Source organism: Propionibacterium sp. (assembly GCF_047719395.1).
GTDB lineage: Bacteria > Actinomycetota > Actinomycetes > Propionibacteriales > Propionibacteriaceae > Propionibacterium.
This window is the reverse complement of sequence record NZ_JBDNTB010000011.1, coordinates 1-16,406: the sequence shown is the minus strand read 5'-3', so window position 1 is coordinate 16,406 and position 16,406 is coordinate 1. Positions and strand designations below refer to the sequence as shown.

Genomic DNA, 16,406 nt, shown 5'->3' with positions numbered 1-16,406 from the left:
AAGGGACACGGCCGTTGGCCTTGATCAGCTGTTCTGCTGTCGGATCAGTCCACCCGATCAGTCAGGATCCGCTCAGTGACCTGAAGCTGAAGCGCTCGCCGAACTGCTCGCCGGGGGCTCGCCGGCCAGGATGAGGTTGGCCTGATCGGCGGTGAGGTTGTAGTTGAGGAAGTTCTGGTAGTAGTCCTGAACTTCCTTGACCATGTCGATATTGCTGAACAGGTCGGGGTGCAGGGTCTTGGCAGCCCAGGGAATCTGCAGAACTGCCTCGGGGCTGTAACGATCCCAGTGGAAGACGCCGGTCGGGTCGAGGAGAACCTTCTTGTTCTTGACGGCGTTCACAGTCGACCATGCGGAGTCGGTCTCGATGGTGTTCACGGTGGCGGGCAGACCGTCACCCACGATGATCACATCAGGATTCCAGGAGATGATCTGCTCCATGGAGACCGGCTTCTGGTTGCCCGAGATCGAAGCGGCCGCGTTCACGCCACCGGCCGCATTGATCCACTGATCGATGATGGTGTCCGAACCATCGACCTGCAGCGGGTTGAAGGACTGGATGTGCAGCACCTTCGGCTTCTGCGATGCCGGGATGGTGTCAGAGACCTTCTTCGTGCTGGCCAGGGTCTGATCCAAGTTGTCGTTGAACTTGGTCGCCCGCGCCGGCGCGTCGCCGCCGAGAATGTTCCCGGTGATCGACATCGTCTGCTTCATCTGGTCATAGGTCGTGAAGTTCAGCTGGACGGTCGGAATGCCCATGCTCTGAATCTTGTCGGCATTGGCATTGCCGGGCGACATGAAGAAGATGTCGGGATTCTTCTGCGCCAGGCTCTCGGTGTTGAAGTTCTGCGCGGTGGTGACGATCGCATTGTTCAGGCTCGGCTGGATGTAGAACATCCAGGGCAGGCTCTTCGGGGTGTTCGCGGTAGCCACGATCTTGTCGCCGGCGCCGAGAGTCATGAGCACCTCGGTGTGGGCGGGCCACGAGTCAGCGATCCGGTCGATCTGGGTCGGGACGGTGACCTGGTGACCGAGCTGATCGGTGATGGTCTGCGAGGTCGCGGTCGACGTCGCAGTGGCGCTGCCCGAATTCGACGTGGAAGCTGTCGACGAGCACGCGCCGACAGAGAATGCCAGAGCCACGCTCAGAAGGCCGGCAGCCAGCTTCCTGGGGTGGTGGACGAAAGTGCTGGGTGGTTTCACTGATTCTCTCCTCGTGATTGACATTCGGTGGTACCGATAGTCATTTCGTCCCGGTGAATCGTCATCGCCGGTGGATGGCTCGGCCTCATGGTGCGGTCGAGACGGTGTGGTACTGAGGGGTGCGGTCGTGGGGCGTGTCGCTCAGCAGCGGAACGCAGGCCTTGACCTCCGGCTCGTCCGGGCCATCGCCCGGAACGGTCGCGATGCGCACCGTGACGCCATATGCCGCGTTCATCGCTTCCTCTGTCACGATCTCGTCGGCCGAGCCGACCATGACCGGTGCATCCGCCTGCAGCAGTGCCACCCTCGCGGAAGTGAGGAAGGCGTGGTCGGGCACGTGGGTGGTCATCACGATGCACAGCCCCTGCTCGGCGAGTCTCCTCACCACCTGCAGGACGCGCACCTGATTACCGAAGTCGAGGCTGGAGGTGGGCTCGTCCATGATGAGCAGCTGAGGCTCCTGGGTGAGGGCACGTGCGATGAGCACCATCTGGCGTTCGCCGCCGCTGATCTCGGTGTAGGTGCGCTCTGCCAGGAAGCTGACGCCGAGCCGCTCCAGGGCAGCCCTCGACAGCTCGACGTCCTTCTTGGTGGGGGAGGAGAACGGCCCGAGCTTCGCGGTGCGTCCCATCGTCACGACATCCAGCACGCTGAACGGGAAGGGTGGGGTGTGGGCCTGGGGAACGTAGGCGATGACCTGCGCCATCTCACGCCTGGTGAGATCGCGGATATTGCGATCGTCCAGCATGATCGTACCGGCCTGCGGTGTGATGAAGCCGAGGATCGTCTTGAACAGGGTGGTCTTGCCGACGCCATTGGGCCCGAGCAGGCACATCACCTCGCCCGACACCGCTTCCAGGGAGAGATCGTTGATGACCCTGCGTTCGCCGTAGCCGCTGGAAAGGCCCTTGAGCTCGAGTTTCATCGGGTTCCCTTCCTCCCGCGGATCAGCAGCAGGATGAAGAAGGGGCCGCCGATCAGCGAGGTGAGGATGCCCAGCGGGATCTCCTGAGCGGTGACGGTGCGGGCCACATCGTCTGCGATCAGCAGGAAGCTCGCCCCGCACAACATCGAGGCGGGGATGAGATAGCTGAAGTTCGGCCCGACGAAGCGTCGTGCGACGTGGGGAATCACCAGGCCCACCCAGGCGATGATGCCGCTGACTGCGACAGACGCCGCGGTCAGCAGGGTGGCGCAGATGATGAAGATCCAGCGCAGCCGCTGGGTGTTGACGCCCAGGGCCTGTGCCTCCTCCTCGCCGAAGGACAGCACATTGAGACGCCAGCGCAGCGCCAGGATCGGGATCCAGCCGATGACCAGCGGGGGAACGATCATCGCCAGATTCTTCAGGGTGATCGACGCCAGGCCGCCCATCAGCCAGAAGGTGATGGCGGGCAGCTTGTTGTCCGGATCGGCGACGTACTTGATGAGCGAGATGAACGCCAGGAAGAGGTTGTACACGGCCATGCCGGTCAGCACCAGCATGAGCACGGCATCATCGCCACGGCTGATCACCAGGCTTATCGAGTAGGACAGCAGCACTGCGCAGACACCGATGGCGAAGGCGAGTGTCGAGACGCCCAGCAGGCTGAAGGACATCAGGATGCCCAGAGCTGCACCGAAGCCTGCGCCCGAGGTGGCGCCCAGGATGTCGGGGGAGACCATCGGGTTGCGGAACAGGCCTTGGAAGGTGGCGCCGGCGGTGGCGAGCGCGGCGCCGATGAGTGAGGCAGCCACTATTCGGGGCAGCCGGACTTCGAGAAGCACGGTCTTGGTCACCGAATTCGGTGTCGGATGACCGGTGGCCGTGGACCACAGCATGTCGATGACGGTTGACGGCGGCACTATGAAACGACCCAGGCTGAACGACACGATGAACAGCAGGATGAAGACGATCAGCAGAGCCACCAACATGAATCGAGGCGTTCGGCTCTCGCGTCCCTGCGTCGAGCTCGCGACAGAGGTCCTTGGAGCTGCAGTGATTTTGCTCATGACTGCTCCTTCAACTCCTTCAGGGATTTGGCCGAACTATTCATCGCCGCTGTGAGGCGGTCACGGCGGCATGCCACGACAACCTGTGACCGACACGATGCAGAGTCCATCGGCGAGCAACGGCCTGCACGCTAGCTCGCGAGAGATATCCGCATTTGCGGAGTTCGGATCATGAGAAGTGCTCTTTTGGGGATTGTGTATATGAGAGTACCTTAAGCCGATTCCGCTGATCATGCCTTGTGATGCCGTTGTTCTGGATGCATGGAACCACGAAATGAGTAATTGCAGGATGCTCAGATGCGGTTTGTATTCACCGTGGTCAGACGCATCCGTGGTACAGCCTGTTCGCGTTCAGCCGACAGATTCATAACTCACGGCAAGGGGTCGGCGTGCACCCGAACGGTTCTTCGGTGTGTGGCAGCATGGGTGCGTGTCCACCGGTGGTGCGCCCATTCGAAACGGCCGTCCAGTGACTGCCAGCACTGTCGCCGGCACCATTGCCAGCTCTGCGATTGCCGTCTTCTTCTGGATTCTGGCGATTGCCTTCGCGGCTCTGTTGTTCACCTCGGTCCTCGCGTCCGCGAGGGCCACCATCTTGGTCTCGTGGTGGGTCGACTGGTCGATGGGCAACGGGATCCGGCAGAACATGAACACCGGCCAGATGCTCGGGCGGATGATCTGGAATGGCATGCGCAAGCTGGGCCTGTGGCAACTCATGGTCGCCGTGCCGCTGTGGCGGATCAGCGAACTGGCCTGCGGGGTGCCGGCACGGCGCCCGTTCAGCAGGATCGTCATGGTGCTGGGGTTGATTGCGCTGCTCAATCCTGTGGGCATGGCGCGCGGTGACGCCCTGCCCTTCCTGTTCAACCTGGATGCCGTCACCTGGGTTCCCGCCCTGGTGACGATCGGGCGGTGTCTCGATGCCCAGTTCTTCGGTGTGCCGATCACCCGGGGTGGAGGCCGTTGAGCGATCCGCTTCGCGGAGGACGCCTCGGCGTCACGTCTTCAGGAAGCTGGCGTCAGTGACCCGGCTTCAGTGAATCGAGGACAGATCGATCAGGGAGGGATCGCCGCCCTGGATCAGCTTTCCACTGCTCGGCACGGTGAGAATCTCGGTGCCTGTCTCGGTGACCACGAGGGTCTGCTCGAACTGGGCGCACCGCGAACGATCCCGGGTGACCACGGTCCAGCCGTCGTCCCACTGCTCGGTGCGTGCGCTGCCGAGGGTGAGCATCGGCTCGACGGTGAAGGTCATACCGGGCTGCATGATCGTGTTCAGGCGCGGCTCGTCGTAGTGCAGGATGACCAGACCGGAGTGGAAGGCGGTATGGCAGCCATGGCCGGTGTACTCGCGCACCACTCCGTAGCGGAAGCGCTTGGCGTACTTCTCGATGACCCGGCCGATGACCGACACCGGTCGTCCGGGCTTGCAGACCTTGATCCCGCGATACATGGAATCGCGGGTCACTTCGGTGAGCTTGCGGGCGTCCTTGTCGACATCTCCGACGAAATAGGTGGCGCAGTTGTCCCCGTGCACGCCATCGATGTACGTGGTGACATCGAGCTTGACGATTTCGCCGTCCTCAAGCGGGCGCTGGTCGGGGATGCCATGGCAGATCACCTCGTTGACCGAGGTGCAGATGCTCTTCGGGAAGCCCCGGTAGTCCAGGCAGGCCGGCCATGCATGGTGGTCGCACATGAATTCGTGGGCGACTGCGTCGAGATGGTCGGTGGTCACCCCGGGGGCGATCTCTTTGGCGGTCACCAAGATCGCGTCCGCGGCGATCCGGCCGGCGATGCGCATCTTCTCGATGATCTCGGGATCCTGAACATCGGAACCGGTGTAGACCTCCGACTCCATCACCCCGACATAGGGCGGACGCACGATGCTTCCGGGAACATCTCGCATGGCGGTCTGGGGATAGGGCTTCACGGCAGTCACGACGGCCAGTGTAGGACCGATTGTTCGTGTCGCCCGAGTGCAGAGCCTCAGCCCACGACCTCGAGGCCGGAGATGGCCGACTGCATCTTGGACATCCGGGACTGGTCGCCGATGTTCACGCTGGACAGGAAGATCCCGAGATGGTCACTGTTCCCGATGTCCACGACGATGATGTCCACCACATCGCCCTTCACCTGCGGAAGGCTGGACAAGGTGACGTAGACATCGGCCTGCATGTGCCAGGCCTGGTGCCCGTCCACCGAGTACTGCTGGTCGACCAGAACCTTCCGTCCGGTGTAGCCGATGTAGTAGCCGGAGCTGGCGAAGCAGTCCATGGTCTGGTGGGCGGAGGTGCGGATGTCGGTGAATCCGTCGACCGTGTTGAGCGCACCGACCGATTGGTTGGCGATCCAGCCCGGATAGACCTGGTCGGTTGCGGTCTGCATGTCGGAGATCCAGTCGAGGTAGAAGGAGTCGTTCTGCCAGCCCTTGATCTTGGGCACTTCCAGGCCACCGCCGCGAAGCACATTCGAGTTGGTCTGGGGTGTGGTGGTGTTCACCTTGGTGACGGGGCAGCGTTCGAGCGACTGGTTGGCCGATGGGCTGGGCGTGGGGGTGCTCGTCTCGTCCCACTGCGAACCGGTGGGACGCGAGGTGTTCGTGTCCACGGGAGCATCGCGGAAGGAGGACTGGCCGGGGACGAAGACCAGGAAGAGAACCACCGCCACCGCGACGACGACTGTCGCGATGACGGCGATCGGCCCCCAGTGGCGCCCATCGCCCCGTGCGGCCATGGGCGCCGGTGCGGGCGTCGTGGCGGGATCGACTGTGGTGGCATCGGTCCAGGAATGGCCGTCCCAGTAGCGGTAACGGCCGGGCTCGCCTGTGGGATCGGGATACCAGCCAGCGGTGGGCATGCTTGCCTTCCTCGTCGGTGTTCCGGCGCCTGGGATGGTCATTCGAATTCGGCATCCGATAGGGCATGCGGCCAGGGCTGCATGTTCTGTGGCGCTGCGGCTGAACGGCCGCCAGACCAGAAGGGGCGAGGGACCGGATGGGGGCTGGGAATGAGTTTATCCCGCCTGCCCGGCAGGCCAGACCACTCGGGAGCCGTGGCGCTGGCAGACTGGGGGCATGGATCGCCAAACCGAGTATGTCCTGAGGGCAGTTGAAGAGCGCAACATCCGATTCATCAGGCTCTGGTTCACCGATGTCCAGGGTTTCCTCAAGTCCGTGGCGATGGCTCCGGCTGAACTCGACGGGGCATTCGCGGAGGGCACCGGCTTCGACGGTTCCGCGATCGAGGGCTATACGCGCGTCTACGAGGCAGACATGCTGGCCAGACCCGATCCCACCAGCTTCCAGATGCTGCCCTGGCGCACCCAGGTGAGCACCGCAAGGATGTTCTGCGACATCTCACTGCCCGACGGATCACCGGCTCCGGCAGATCCGCGGCAGGTCCTCAAGAGGGCCCTGGGCAAGGCGGCCGACATGGGTTTCACCTTCTACTGCCACCCGGAGATCGAGTTCTTCCTCTTCAAGGGCCCCTTGGTGGCCGGGGAACCGCCGGTTCCGCTGGACACCGCGGGTTACTTCGATCACACCACCATGGACGACGGCACCGATTTCCGGCGCGACACCGTGATGATGCTGGAGAAGATGGGTATCTCGGTGGAGTTCAGCCACCACGAGAGCGGCCCTGGCCAGCACGAGATCGACCTGCGATATGCAGATGCCCTGTCGATGGCCGACAACATCATGACCTTCCGGGTGGTGGTGCGCGAGATCGCCGCCTCGCAGGGCATCGTGGCCTCCTTCATGCCCAAGCCCTTCAGTGACGAGCCTGGCTCAGGCATGCACACCCACATGAGCCTGTTCGAGGGCGACCGCAATGCCTTCTACGACGCCACCGACGAGGTCAGGCTGTCCAAGGTGGGCCGGCATTTCGTGGCGGGCCTGCTGGCGCACGCCCGGGAAATCACCGCGGTGACCAACCAGTGGGTCAACTCCTACAAGCGGCTGATGGGCAAGGGCGAGGCCCCCACCTATGTCTGCTGGGGCCGCAACAACCGCTCCGCCCTGGTGCGCGTGCCGCTGTTCAAGCCCAACAAGTCCTCCAGCGCCCGGGTGGAGTACCGGGCCCTCGATTCGGCCTGCAACCCCTATCTCGCCTATGCGCTGCTGCTCAATGCCGGGCTGGACGGCATCAGCCGCGAGCTCGAACTGCCCGAGGGCGCCGAGGAGGATGTGTCGTCCCTGACTGACCGGGAACGCAGCACGCTCGGTATCCAGCCCCTGCCGCGTTCCCTCGGTGAGGCGATCGGCGCCATGGAGTCCAGCGAGCTGGTGGCCGAGACGCTCGGCGATCATGTCTACGAGTACTTCCTGCGCAACAAGCGCGCGGAGTTCGACGAGTACCGCCGTCAGGTGACCCCCTTCGAGTTGAAGGGGCATCTGCTCAGCCTGTGAGGGGCCGAGGAGCGCCTGGCCCGCACTTCCCGGTGAAGGCGCCGTTGGCAGGCATGACGCCAGTCAGCGGCGATGCACGACCGGAAGCATCGTCGCAACGTCGCCGGCATGCACGCCCGAGACGCGCAGCCGGTGAGCCTCGCGCGCGCCGTCCCAGCTGAGCACCCCGGTGCACAATTCCCAGAAGGTGCGGGTGTCCATTTCAACGACATTGGGCGGTGTCCCGCGGTGGTGCTGCGGGCCTGCCGTCAGCGATGCCAGCTGCACCGCGGTGTAGGGCGGCACCCGCACCTCGATGGTGCGACCGGGAAAGCGCTCGCCGAGGATGGACGCCAGGGCGCGCGTGCACTGTGCGGTGCCCGGCGGATCGAGGCTGGCCCGGCAATGGTCGGCGAGCAGGGACGCCTCGATGGTGAGTGCGCGCAGCAGATCGGAGGTGCGAACCGGTCCCACCGGCGTGTTGACCGCTGGGGGAAGGCTGGGGCGTGCGAGCGCTGCGATGGCCTGCGAGGTGGCATTCGCAGCCTGGTTGCGCAGCGTCCGGGGGCTCTCAGTCCCGATGATCGAGCGGATGGTCTGATTGTGCGCCAGAACGTCCATGTCGCGGTTCGTGGCAAAGCGGGCCAATGAATCGGGAGTGGTCTGGGTGGGCTCGTCGAGGGCGGCGATCAACTCCTCGCACAGATTGATGAGTTCAGCCAGAGCCCACCTGCTCGTGGCGCCGGCGGCATCCAGCAGGATGGGGAACTGATCGGCAAGGGTCTGGGCAAGATGCTGGACAGCCAATTGGGTTCGCTCCGCCATACTCGTCATTCCTTCACCATGGTCGCTGCGGGTTGTCAACTGGTTGCCCTTGGGTGACCATGGGATTAACTCTGTCCTGGTTCCAGAAATTATGCCCCTCGCGGCGTCGAACCGTGGTCAGGCAGCAGTCAGCACAATGGGGAGGGCAATGCGCGAGCGGTCGACAGCGGAGGGAGACCTGGCCCGCCGGGGCTTCGCCGACGCGAATCGAGCGGCGTCCCTCGTGGCCACGCTACCCGGTTCTGCCGATGGTCTGGTGGCCGCGATGGGAGCCACTGCCGATCCAAACCAGGCTCTCGAAGCGCTCACCGATCTCGCCGCCGGTGATGAGGAGCTGCTCGCCAGGATCCTGGACGACAAGGGCTGGCGCATCCGGGTCACCGCTGTGCTCGGCTTCAGCCGTGCCCTGGCGCGGCACCTGGTGATCCATCCGGTCGACCTGCAGGTGCTGCGTCCCGAGCCGGAACGCTGGAGCGCGGCGCGGATCCGTGACGACCTGCTCGCCAGTGTGGGCCTCGGAAAGCTCGCCACAGCCGGCTTTCAGCGGCTTGCCAGTGCTGTTGCGCATGAACCGGATGCGGCGGATCGGCTGAGGCTTGCCAACAAGCGGCACCTGGTGCGGATCGCGGCCCGGGATCTTTCCTGCGATGATCCCAGCGCCATCGTCGATGACATCGCCGCCGAGCTGGCCGACCTGGCCGATGCCGTGATGATCTGTGCGCTGGCCATCGCCCGCTCCCAGGTGGCCAATTCCGAGCTCGTCAGGCTCGGCATCATTGCGCTCGGCAAGTGCGGCGCCCAGGAACTGAACTATCTCTCCGACATCGATGTGCTCTTCATCGGCGAGCCGGCCAGCCCGCAAGGCGGCACCGCGGAGGCTCTCATCATCGCCAACAGGCTCGCCGCAGCCACCATGCGGATCTGCTCGGCCCACTCCGGATGCGGCACCATCTGGCAGGTGGACGCCGCGCTGCGGCCCGAGGGCAATGCCGGCCCACTTGTCCGCAGCCTGGCCGGTCATCGTGCCTATTACGAGAAGTGGGCGAAGAACTGGGAGTTCCAGGCCATGCTCAAGGCCCGGCCGATGGCGGGCGACCCCGAGCTCACCAGGGGATTCACCGAGATCGTCGGGCCCCTCGTGTGGCAGGTCGGAGGCCGGGAGAATTTCATGACCGAGATGCAGGCGATGCGGCACAGGGTCATCGAGCTCATCCCCGCGGCCGACAGCGACCGGGAGGTCAAGCTCAGCGCGGGTGGCCTGCGCGATGTCGAGTTCAGCGTGCAGATGCTCCAGCTCGTGCATGGCCGTATCGATGAGCGGCTGCGCCACCGCGGCACTCTCGTGTCGCTCCACGCGCTCGCCGAGCACGGCTACGTCGGCCGGGCCGATGCGGCGGCGCTGGATGCCGCCTATCGTTTCGAGCGCTGTCTGGAGCACCGCATCCAGCTGCAACATCTGCGCCGCAGTCACCTGCTGCCTCCTGCGGGGATGGACCGGGAGCACATCGCCCGGTCTCTTGGTCTCGCCGATGGCACCACGCTGTGGAAGCGCTGGCGGCGCACCGCGCTGGAGGTCGGCACGAGGCAGCAGCGAGTGTTCTACTCCCCGCTGCTCCTCACGGTCAGCAGGCTTCCGGAGGAGGCGCTGAGGCTCTCTCCCCAGGCGGCGAAGGATCGCCTCAAGGCGCTCGGTTTCTCCGATGCCTCCGCTGCCCTCCAGCACATCGAGGTGCTCACCACTGGTTCCAGCCGGGCCGTGGAGATCCAGCGGCAGTTGCTGCCGGCCATGCTGGGGTGGTTCGCGACCGGGCCGGATCCCGATCTGGGCCTGATGAGTTTCCGCCGGTTGTCGGAGGAGATGGGCTCCACCCCCTGGTACCTGCATGCGCTGCGCGACGAGGGGCAGATGGCTGAGCTGCTCGCCCACATCCTGTCCACCAGCCGATATGTCATCTCGATGATCGGGCATGACCCGGTGTCCATCCAGATGCTGGCAGACGAGAAGGAGCTGTCACTTCGCGGTCGCGATGATCTGGTGCAGTTGATGCTGACGGTCGTTCGCCGCCACGAGCAGGCCGAAGAGGCTGTGTTCGCGGTGCGCGTCCTGCGGCGGCGCGAGCTGTTGCGTCTGGCCTTCGCCGATGTTCTGGGGCGCCTGGATGTCGATGCGCTGGGTCAGGGTCTCAGTGATCTGGCCGATGCCACGGTGGAGGCGGCTCTGACCATCGCGGTGCGGGAGCAGCCCGGTGATGTGCCGCCCATCGGGGTGGTGGCGATGGGCAGCTGGGGAGGTGCGGAGCTGGGCTATTCCTCCGACATCGATGCGATGTTCGTGGTGCCCGATGAAACGGATTCTCGGCAGATCGCCAGGGCCAATGCGGTCGTGACCCGGCTGAGGTCGATGCTCGGATCCCCGGGCCCCGAGCCGCCGCTCAAGGTGGATCCGGGTCTTCGCCCTGAGGGCCATGACGGCCCCATGGTGCGCACGGTGTCGAGCTTCCTGGCCTACTACCGGCGGTGGTCGGAGACCTGGGAGCACCAGGCCCTGTTGCGGGCCGACTTCGGGGCAGGGGATCGCGAGCTGGTCGGGGAGCTGCTGGCAGGTGTCGCAGCCGTGCGCTGGCCGCCGGCTGGCATCACCCCCGGCCAAGTGTCTGAGATCCGGCGGATGAAGGCCAGGATCGAGGCCGAGCGCATCGAGCGCGGTGCGGACCCGCACCGCAACCTCAAGCTCGGGCCCGGCGGCCTGTCCGATGTGCAGTGGACCGTCCAGCTTCTCCAGCTGCGCCATGCCGGGCAGCTGCCCGCGCTGCGCTCCCAGTCCACCATGGCGGTACTGGACGGCTGCGAAGCGGAGGATCTGATCACCGCCGAGGATGCCGAGACGCTGCGCGCCGCATGGCACATGGCCGGCCGCCTGCGCAATGCAACGATGCTGGTGCGCGGGCGTCCCAGCGAGCAGCTGCCGATGGGATCGCGAGCCATGGGGGCCGTGGCCATGCTGATGGGTTACGGAAAATCCGAGTCGTCCGCGCTGCTGGAGGACTACGGACGCACCACCCGGCACGCAACGGGCGTTGTGGAGCGCATCTTCTGGGAGTCGGAGCGATGAGCCCGGAACCGAATCCCCGGTTCGCTGCGGAGAACCGCGATGACGGGCAGCCCGGGGCGATCGTGCTCGTGGGTGGCACCAGCGACCTCGGTGTGGCCCTGGTCGCCGAGTTGCTGGCCGGGCAGGCGGCACCTGTGGTGCTGGTGGCCCGGCCCGGGGCTGCACGCCTGCCCGCTGCTCGGGCCCGGCTGCGTGCCGCGGGTGCCAGCGATGTGCGCGTCGTGGCTCTGGATGCCTGCGACACAGCTGGTCACCCGGCGGCAGTGGAACAGGCCTTCACAGCACCGGTGGATCTGGTGATCATGGCGCTGGGAGTGCTCGGTGATCCCGAACAGGCCTGGAAGGACCAGTCGGCCGCTGTCCAGCTCTTCGAGGTGAACACGACTGCACCCGTGAGCTTGGGCGTGCTGGTAGCGCAGCGACTGCGCCGGCAGGCCGCTGCTTCCGGGCGTCAGGGCCGGATCATTGCGATCAGCTCGGTGGCGGCCGAGCGGGTGCGCCGGTCCAACTTCGCCTACGGCTCATCCAAGGCGGGCATGGACGGCTTCTACCGGGGTCTTGGTGAGGCCCTGGCCCCGGAGGGTATCCGTGTGCTGGTGGTGAGGCCCGGTTTCGTCCATTCGACGATGACCCAGGGGCGCAGTGCGGCCCTGGCGATCACTCCCGAGCAGCTGGCCGGCCGCATCGTCCAGGCGGACCGGGCCGGTCGCACGTTGGTTCGTGCGCCCCTGATCTTCGGCCCGATCATGGCCGTCTACAAGCTGATTCCCGACTCCGTGGCTCGTCATCTCCCCTGGTGAGTTTCTGCCCTCTGCGCCGGTGGGTGCGCTGACTGGCCACGCCCCAGGCCGAACCAGCCACCCGCCGAGTCCACGGGAGCCGGGCACCCGGATGTGCTGGCATCCGGATGTGTTGGTACGCAACGCCTACACGGTCGCGAACGACGACGCGATGCCGGCGAGCAGGATCTGCACTCCGCCATCGAAGTCCTGTCCGGCGGCGCGCGCAGCCTCCTCATCGGCGTCGGCGCCGGTGAGCGGTGCCAGCTGGACGCGCTGCTGCTCCTCGTAGACATGCCCCAGTACCAGATGCACCAGCGTCTGGGAGGCGAGTGAAGCCTGCTGCTCGGACAATCCGGCGGTTCGGAGCAGGGCAGCGGGGCCGTCGTCCAGATCGGTGGCGGCCAGGCCCAGTGCCCGCATCGACGCGACCAGGTCGGCGGAATCGCGGTGCCGCATTAGGCGCTCGCGCAGTTGGGCTGCCCAGGAGGCAATGCCGGTGCGCCAGGGGCCAGACGGCTCCGGGAGATCGTCGAGGATGCAGCGCACGAGTTCGGCGAGCAGGCTCTGCTTGTTCTTGACGTGCCAGTACAGGGCGCTGGCCTGCACCTGGAGATTGTCGGCCAGCCGGCGCATGGTGAGATCGGCCAGGCCGTACTCGTCGAGGATGCCGAGCGCTGCGTCGATGACGTCCTGCCTGCTCAGTGCCACGAGACCAGCCTAATTCCGGGCGGCGAGTGCCCGTCACGGCCCCGGGCGGCCCCTGCTGGCGACCGCACTGTGCGTCGGATCCCGTGCCGGAAGCACGGAATGCCTGCGCGAGGAGCATGGTTGTCACCAATGACAGCCCGTGTTCCCAGCGCGCACCGAGAGACGATCCGTGTGCGGCACCCCTGGAGAAAGAAGCAGGATGACTCGAATCGGTAACAGCGACCTTGACGTGTTCCCCCTCGCGCTCGGCGGCAATGTCTTCGGCTGGACGGCAGACCGGGATGCCTCCTTCGAGATTCTGGACGCCTTCGTGGCCGGTGGAGGAAACTTCATCGACACTGCGGACTCGTACAGCTCATGGGTGCCCGGCAACCATGGCGGCGAGTCAGAGGAGATCATCGGTCAGTGGCTTGCCTCGCGCAAACCCAGCAATGTGGTCATCGCCACGAAAGTGTCCCAGCACCCGGACTTCCAGGGGCTGTCGGCGAACAATGTCCGCTCCGCCGCGGAAGCCTCGCTGAAGCGGCTCGGGGTGGATCACATCGACCTCTACTACGCGCACTTCGACGATCCGTCGGTGCTGTTGGGCGAAACGGTCAATGCCTTCGCGAATCTGGTGAGCGATGGTCTGGTGCGCCACGTCGGAGTGTCGAACTATTCGGCCGCTCGCATCCATGAGTGGCTGGGGTTCGCCCACCGGGCGTCGGCTGCGCTCCCCGTGGCGATTCAGCCGCACTACAACCTTGTGCACCGGGACCCGGAGTCCGCCATCGTGCCGCTGGCCCAGGAGTACGACATCTCGCTGGTGCCCTACTACGCGCTGGCTTCGGGTTTCCTCACCGGAAAGTACCGCTCCGCGGATACTGCGGGGGATTCCCCGCGCGCACAGGGTGCCGCCCGGTACGCCACACCTCAGGGCCTGCGGATCATCGACACGCTCGAGGAGATCGGCAAGGATCACAAGGCCTCCATCGCCACGACGGCACTGGCATGGCTACGGGAACGTCCTGCCGTCGTCGCGCCCATCGCGTCCGCCTCACGCTCCGCGCAGGTGCACGATCTGCTGGCCTCGGCAATTGTGGAACTGACAGCCGACGAGGTGCATCGCCTGGACGAGGTCTCCCAGCCCGATCCGGTCTGATTCCCACCACGCCTCGGCTGCCCAGCGTGCCTCGAGTGCTCAGTACACCTCGATCTGACGCACCAACAGGGAATCCTCGATGCGTAGCCGCACACCCGAGATGAGCCGGTCACCCAGCAAATAGGGGATCGTCTGCCCCTGCCAGCGCGGTGTGACGGGGGCGACATCCAGTGGCGCCCAGACCCCGCCGGCCAGCACCTCCAGCGTCCACCGCTGCGGTGCGTCGGCCTGGGTGGTGAGGGTGAGATGCGAGGCCTGGAAGGGCTGCGTCCACCGCAATTCCAGGCGGCATCCGGCGGGCAGCTCGATGTCGTGCTCGCCGCGATCGTCCACCAGCTGCCGCAACAAGGGTGTGTCCGTCGCCACACCCTCTGATGTGGACAGTGGTGACATGGAAAGCGACACGGCGGCGTCGGCGCTGCGATCCGGCTGCCAACTGCGAGTCTCGCCGTCCAGGGTGCTCATCGACATCGGCCTGCTGTCCGAGCCCCAGTTGCTCGGCTGGGCGCCCATCCAGAATTCGATGCGGCAATCGCGATGGAGCAGGTCCACCGGCACGCTCACCTGATTCCAGTCCTGCCCATTGATCTCGACGCGCTGGATGTAGCGGTGCTCCACATCGTGCGCCACGATCTCCAGGGTGGTGCCGTCGTCACGATGCCAGCGAACCGTCGGGAAGATCGGCGCGCTGAGAACGAACTCGCCGCTGCCGGGCTGCAATGGATACAGCCCGAAGCAGGTGAACAGCTGCCAGGCGCTCATCTCGCCGTTGTCCTCGTCGCCGGGATAGCCCTGCCCGATCTCACTGCCCGCCCAGAGCCGCCCGGCGATCTCGCGGGTGGCCCACTGCGTGGCCCAGGGACGCCCGGCATGCAGATACATGTACGCGGTGTGGTGGGCGGGTTGGTTCGACACCGCCACCTGGCCCATCCGCACCGCGCGGGCCTCGCCCATCTCGTGGGTGACCTCGGGGTATGCCCCGGAGGTGCGCCGCGACGCCGGGTCGGATACCCGATAGGCCGCGTCCAGTTTCTCGCCGAGCGCCGCCTCGCCGCCCATCGAACGGGCCAGTCCGGCGCCGTTCTGCACGGTGGCGAAGGCCATTCCCCAGGCCGAGGTCTCGGTGTAGTCGGTGCCCCAGATCAGCGGATCGAAGCGCTCAGGGTCGACCCGGAAGCTGCCATCGGGCTTCCTGCCCTGGCTGAATCCGATCCGTGCGTCGTACATCGCCTCGCTCACCAGACTGCGATTGGTGAAGTAGCGGGCATTCGCCACGAACTCAGGGGTTCGTTCGGGCACGCCCAGTTCCCCGGCGCGCTCGGCCAGCCGCTGCGACCACAGCGCCAGGGAGGCATCGCAGTTGGCGTTGTCGACCGTCCAGCTGTAACCCTCGATCTCATCGGTGTCGATCCAGCCGGTGAATCGCCCACGAGCAATGGCCTTGCGGCCGGTCAGCGGGCTTGCCGACGGCACCGTGGCGTTCTTGACCGCCGACTCGTAACCGGTGAGCTCGTCGAAGGCGATGCCCTGCACCGAGGCGTCGGCGAAGATGGTGTCCGAGCTGGTGCCCACCATGCAGTCGATGTGCCCCGGTGCGCTCCATCGGCTCATCCAGCCCGAGTCGCGGTACTGCTGGAGGATGCCGTCGAGCATCTTGCCGGCGCGCTCGGGGAAGAGCAGGTGGTAGGCCGGCCAGGCGGTGCGGTAGGTGTCCCAGTAGCCGTTGTCGACGCACAGTTCGCCCTCGACCACCTGGCAACCGGTGTGCGCGAGGGTGTCCGGGTGCACACGGGGGCGGAAGGGCGAGGCGTACATCGGGTGCGGGTCCTCGACGCTGCCGGTGTTCTCGCTGTGGGTCCGCGGCCAGGCCATCAACCGGGCGAGACTGCTCCACGCCACCTCACGCAGCCAGGCCGGCCCGCCATCGATCTCCAGCTTGCCGAGCAGATCTGCCCACAGCGCATGGGACTCCTGCCACACCGTGTCGAAATCGTGCTGACCCACCTCCAGGTCGAGCAAGTGGTGCGCCTGCTCGACGGAGATGCAGCTCATCGCGGCCTTGATCTCCAGGCGTTGGCCTTCGCGGAGCCGCACTACGCCCGCCTGCTTGTGGGGACGGCTCATCCTGCGGATCAGCCGCTGACCCCACGGGGTGTGGGGCCCCGGGCGCCGGCGCCGGGGGGGGGCGCGGCCCGCCGCCCGGGGGAGGGCCCCGCGGCGCGCCCGTGCCCCGGGCCCCCGGGGGGGCTGGCG

At 65.9% G+C, this 16,406-nt stretch carries 13 protein-coding genes; 5 read left to right on the top strand and 8 right to left on the bottom strand.

Translation table 11 applies throughout. The features are described from left to right. Positions 1–72: 72 nt before the first annotated feature. From ABF648_RS03130 to ABF648_RS03120, 3 genes are all read right to left on the bottom strand, one after another. Positions 73–1,203, bottom strand: coding sequence for an ABC transporter substrate-binding protein (locus ABF648_RS03130; protein WP_415630839.1), 1,131 nt, complete (start codon positions 1,201–1,203; stop codon positions 73–75). Between the two features lie 85 nt (positions 1,204–1,288). Beyond that, the gene (locus ABF648_RS03125) at positions 1,289–2,128 is read right to left on the bottom strand and encodes an ABC transporter ATP-binding protein (RefSeq protein WP_415630838.1); all 840 of its coding nucleotides are present in this window, start codon (positions 2,126–2,128) and stop codon (positions 1,289–1,291) included. Continuing rightward, complete coding sequence (locus ABF648_RS03120; RefSeq protein WP_415630837.1) at positions 2,125–3,195, bottom strand: FecCD family ABC transporter permease; 1,071 nt, start codon at positions 3,193–3,195, stop codon at positions 2,125–2,127. Before ABF648_RS03120 ends, ABF648_RS03125 begins: the two co-directional genes overlap by 4 nt. 469 nt (positions 3,196–3,664) lie before the next feature. Between ABF648_RS03120 and ABF648_RS03115 the strand changes: the two genes are divergently transcribed. Continuing rightward, the gene (locus tag ABF648_RS03115; protein ID WP_415630836.1) at positions 3,665–4,162 is read left to right on the top strand and encodes a hypothetical protein; all 498 of its coding nucleotides are present in this window, start codon (positions 3,665–3,667) and stop codon (positions 4,160–4,162) included. Between the two features lie 66 nt (positions 4,163–4,228). Here ABF648_RS03115 and map read toward each other — a convergent pair whose 3' ends face one another. Together map and ABF648_RS03105 are read right to left on the bottom strand one after the other, a co-directional pair. Continuing rightward, a complete protein-coding gene (gene map / locus ABF648_RS03110) occupies positions 4,229–5,137 on the bottom strand; it encodes a type I methionyl aminopeptidase (protein WP_415630835.1) in 909 nt (302 codons plus the stop codon). A gap of 47 nt (positions 5,138–5,184) precedes the next feature. Further along, on the bottom strand, positions 5,185–6,054 hold the full coding sequence (locus ABF648_RS03105) for a DUF2510 domain-containing protein (protein WP_415630834.1): 870 nt from the start codon (positions 6,052–6,054) through the stop codon (positions 5,185–5,187). Between the two features lie 217 nt (positions 6,055–6,271). Between ABF648_RS03105 and ABF648_RS03100 the strand changes: the two genes are divergently transcribed. Continuing rightward, positions 6,272–7,606: a glutamine synthetase family protein gene (locus tag ABF648_RS03100; RefSeq protein WP_415630833.1), complete on the top strand. Its 1,335-nt coding sequence runs from the start codon at positions 6,272–6,274 to the stop codon at positions 7,604–7,606. Positions 7,607–7,669: 63 nt separating this feature from the next. Here the strand turns inward: ABF648_RS03100 and ABF648_RS03095 are convergent, their stop codons facing one another. Continuing rightward, a complete protein-coding gene (locus ABF648_RS03095; protein ID WP_415630832.1) occupies positions 7,670–8,410 on the bottom strand; it encodes a sterol carrier family protein in 741 nt (246 codons plus the stop codon). Between the two features lie 148 nt (positions 8,411–8,558). Between ABF648_RS03095 and ABF648_RS03090 the strand changes: the two genes are divergently transcribed. Together ABF648_RS03090 and ABF648_RS03085 are read left to right on the top strand one after the other, a co-directional pair. Continuing rightward, complete coding sequence (locus ABF648_RS03090; protein WP_415630831.1) at positions 8,559–11,522, top strand: bifunctional [glutamine synthetase] adenylyltransferase/[glutamine synthetase]-adenylyl-L-tyrosine phosphorylase; 2,964 nt, start codon at positions 8,559–8,561, stop codon at positions 11,520–11,522. Then, positions 11,519–12,322: a decaprenylphospho-beta-D-erythro-pentofuranosid-2-ulose 2-reductase gene (locus tag ABF648_RS03085; RefSeq protein WP_415630830.1), complete on the top strand. Its 804-nt coding sequence runs from the start codon at positions 11,519–11,521 to the stop codon at positions 12,320–12,322. Before ABF648_RS03090 ends, ABF648_RS03085 begins: the two co-directional genes overlap by 4 nt. A gap of 126 nt (positions 12,323–12,448) precedes the next feature. On the opposite strand, the gene ABF648_RS03080 is transcribed toward ABF648_RS03085, so the two are convergent. Beyond that, positions 12,449–13,012 carry a TetR/AcrR family transcriptional regulator C-terminal domain-containing protein gene (locus tag ABF648_RS03080; protein ID WP_415630829.1) on the bottom strand — a complete coding sequence of 188 codons (564 nt, stop codon included), beginning with the start codon at positions 13,010–13,012 and terminating at the stop codon, positions 12,449–12,451. A 199-nt stretch (positions 13,013–13,211) separates the two neighbouring features. Here ABF648_RS03080 and ABF648_RS03075 point away from each other — a divergent pair, with 199 nt between their 5' ends. Continuing rightward, positions 13,212–14,153 carry an aldo/keto reductase gene (locus ABF648_RS03075; protein WP_415630828.1) on the top strand — a complete coding sequence of 314 codons (942 nt, stop codon included), beginning with the start codon at positions 13,212–13,214 and terminating at the stop codon, positions 14,151–14,153. A gap of 39 nt (positions 14,154–14,192) precedes the next feature. Here ABF648_RS03075 and ABF648_RS03070 read toward each other — a convergent pair whose 3' ends face one another. Continuing rightward, a complete protein-coding gene (locus ABF648_RS03070) occupies positions 14,193–16,277 on the bottom strand; it encodes a GH92 family glycosyl hydrolase (protein ID WP_415630827.1) in 2,085 nt (694 codons plus the stop codon). Positions 16,278–16,406 lie beyond the last annotated feature (129 nt).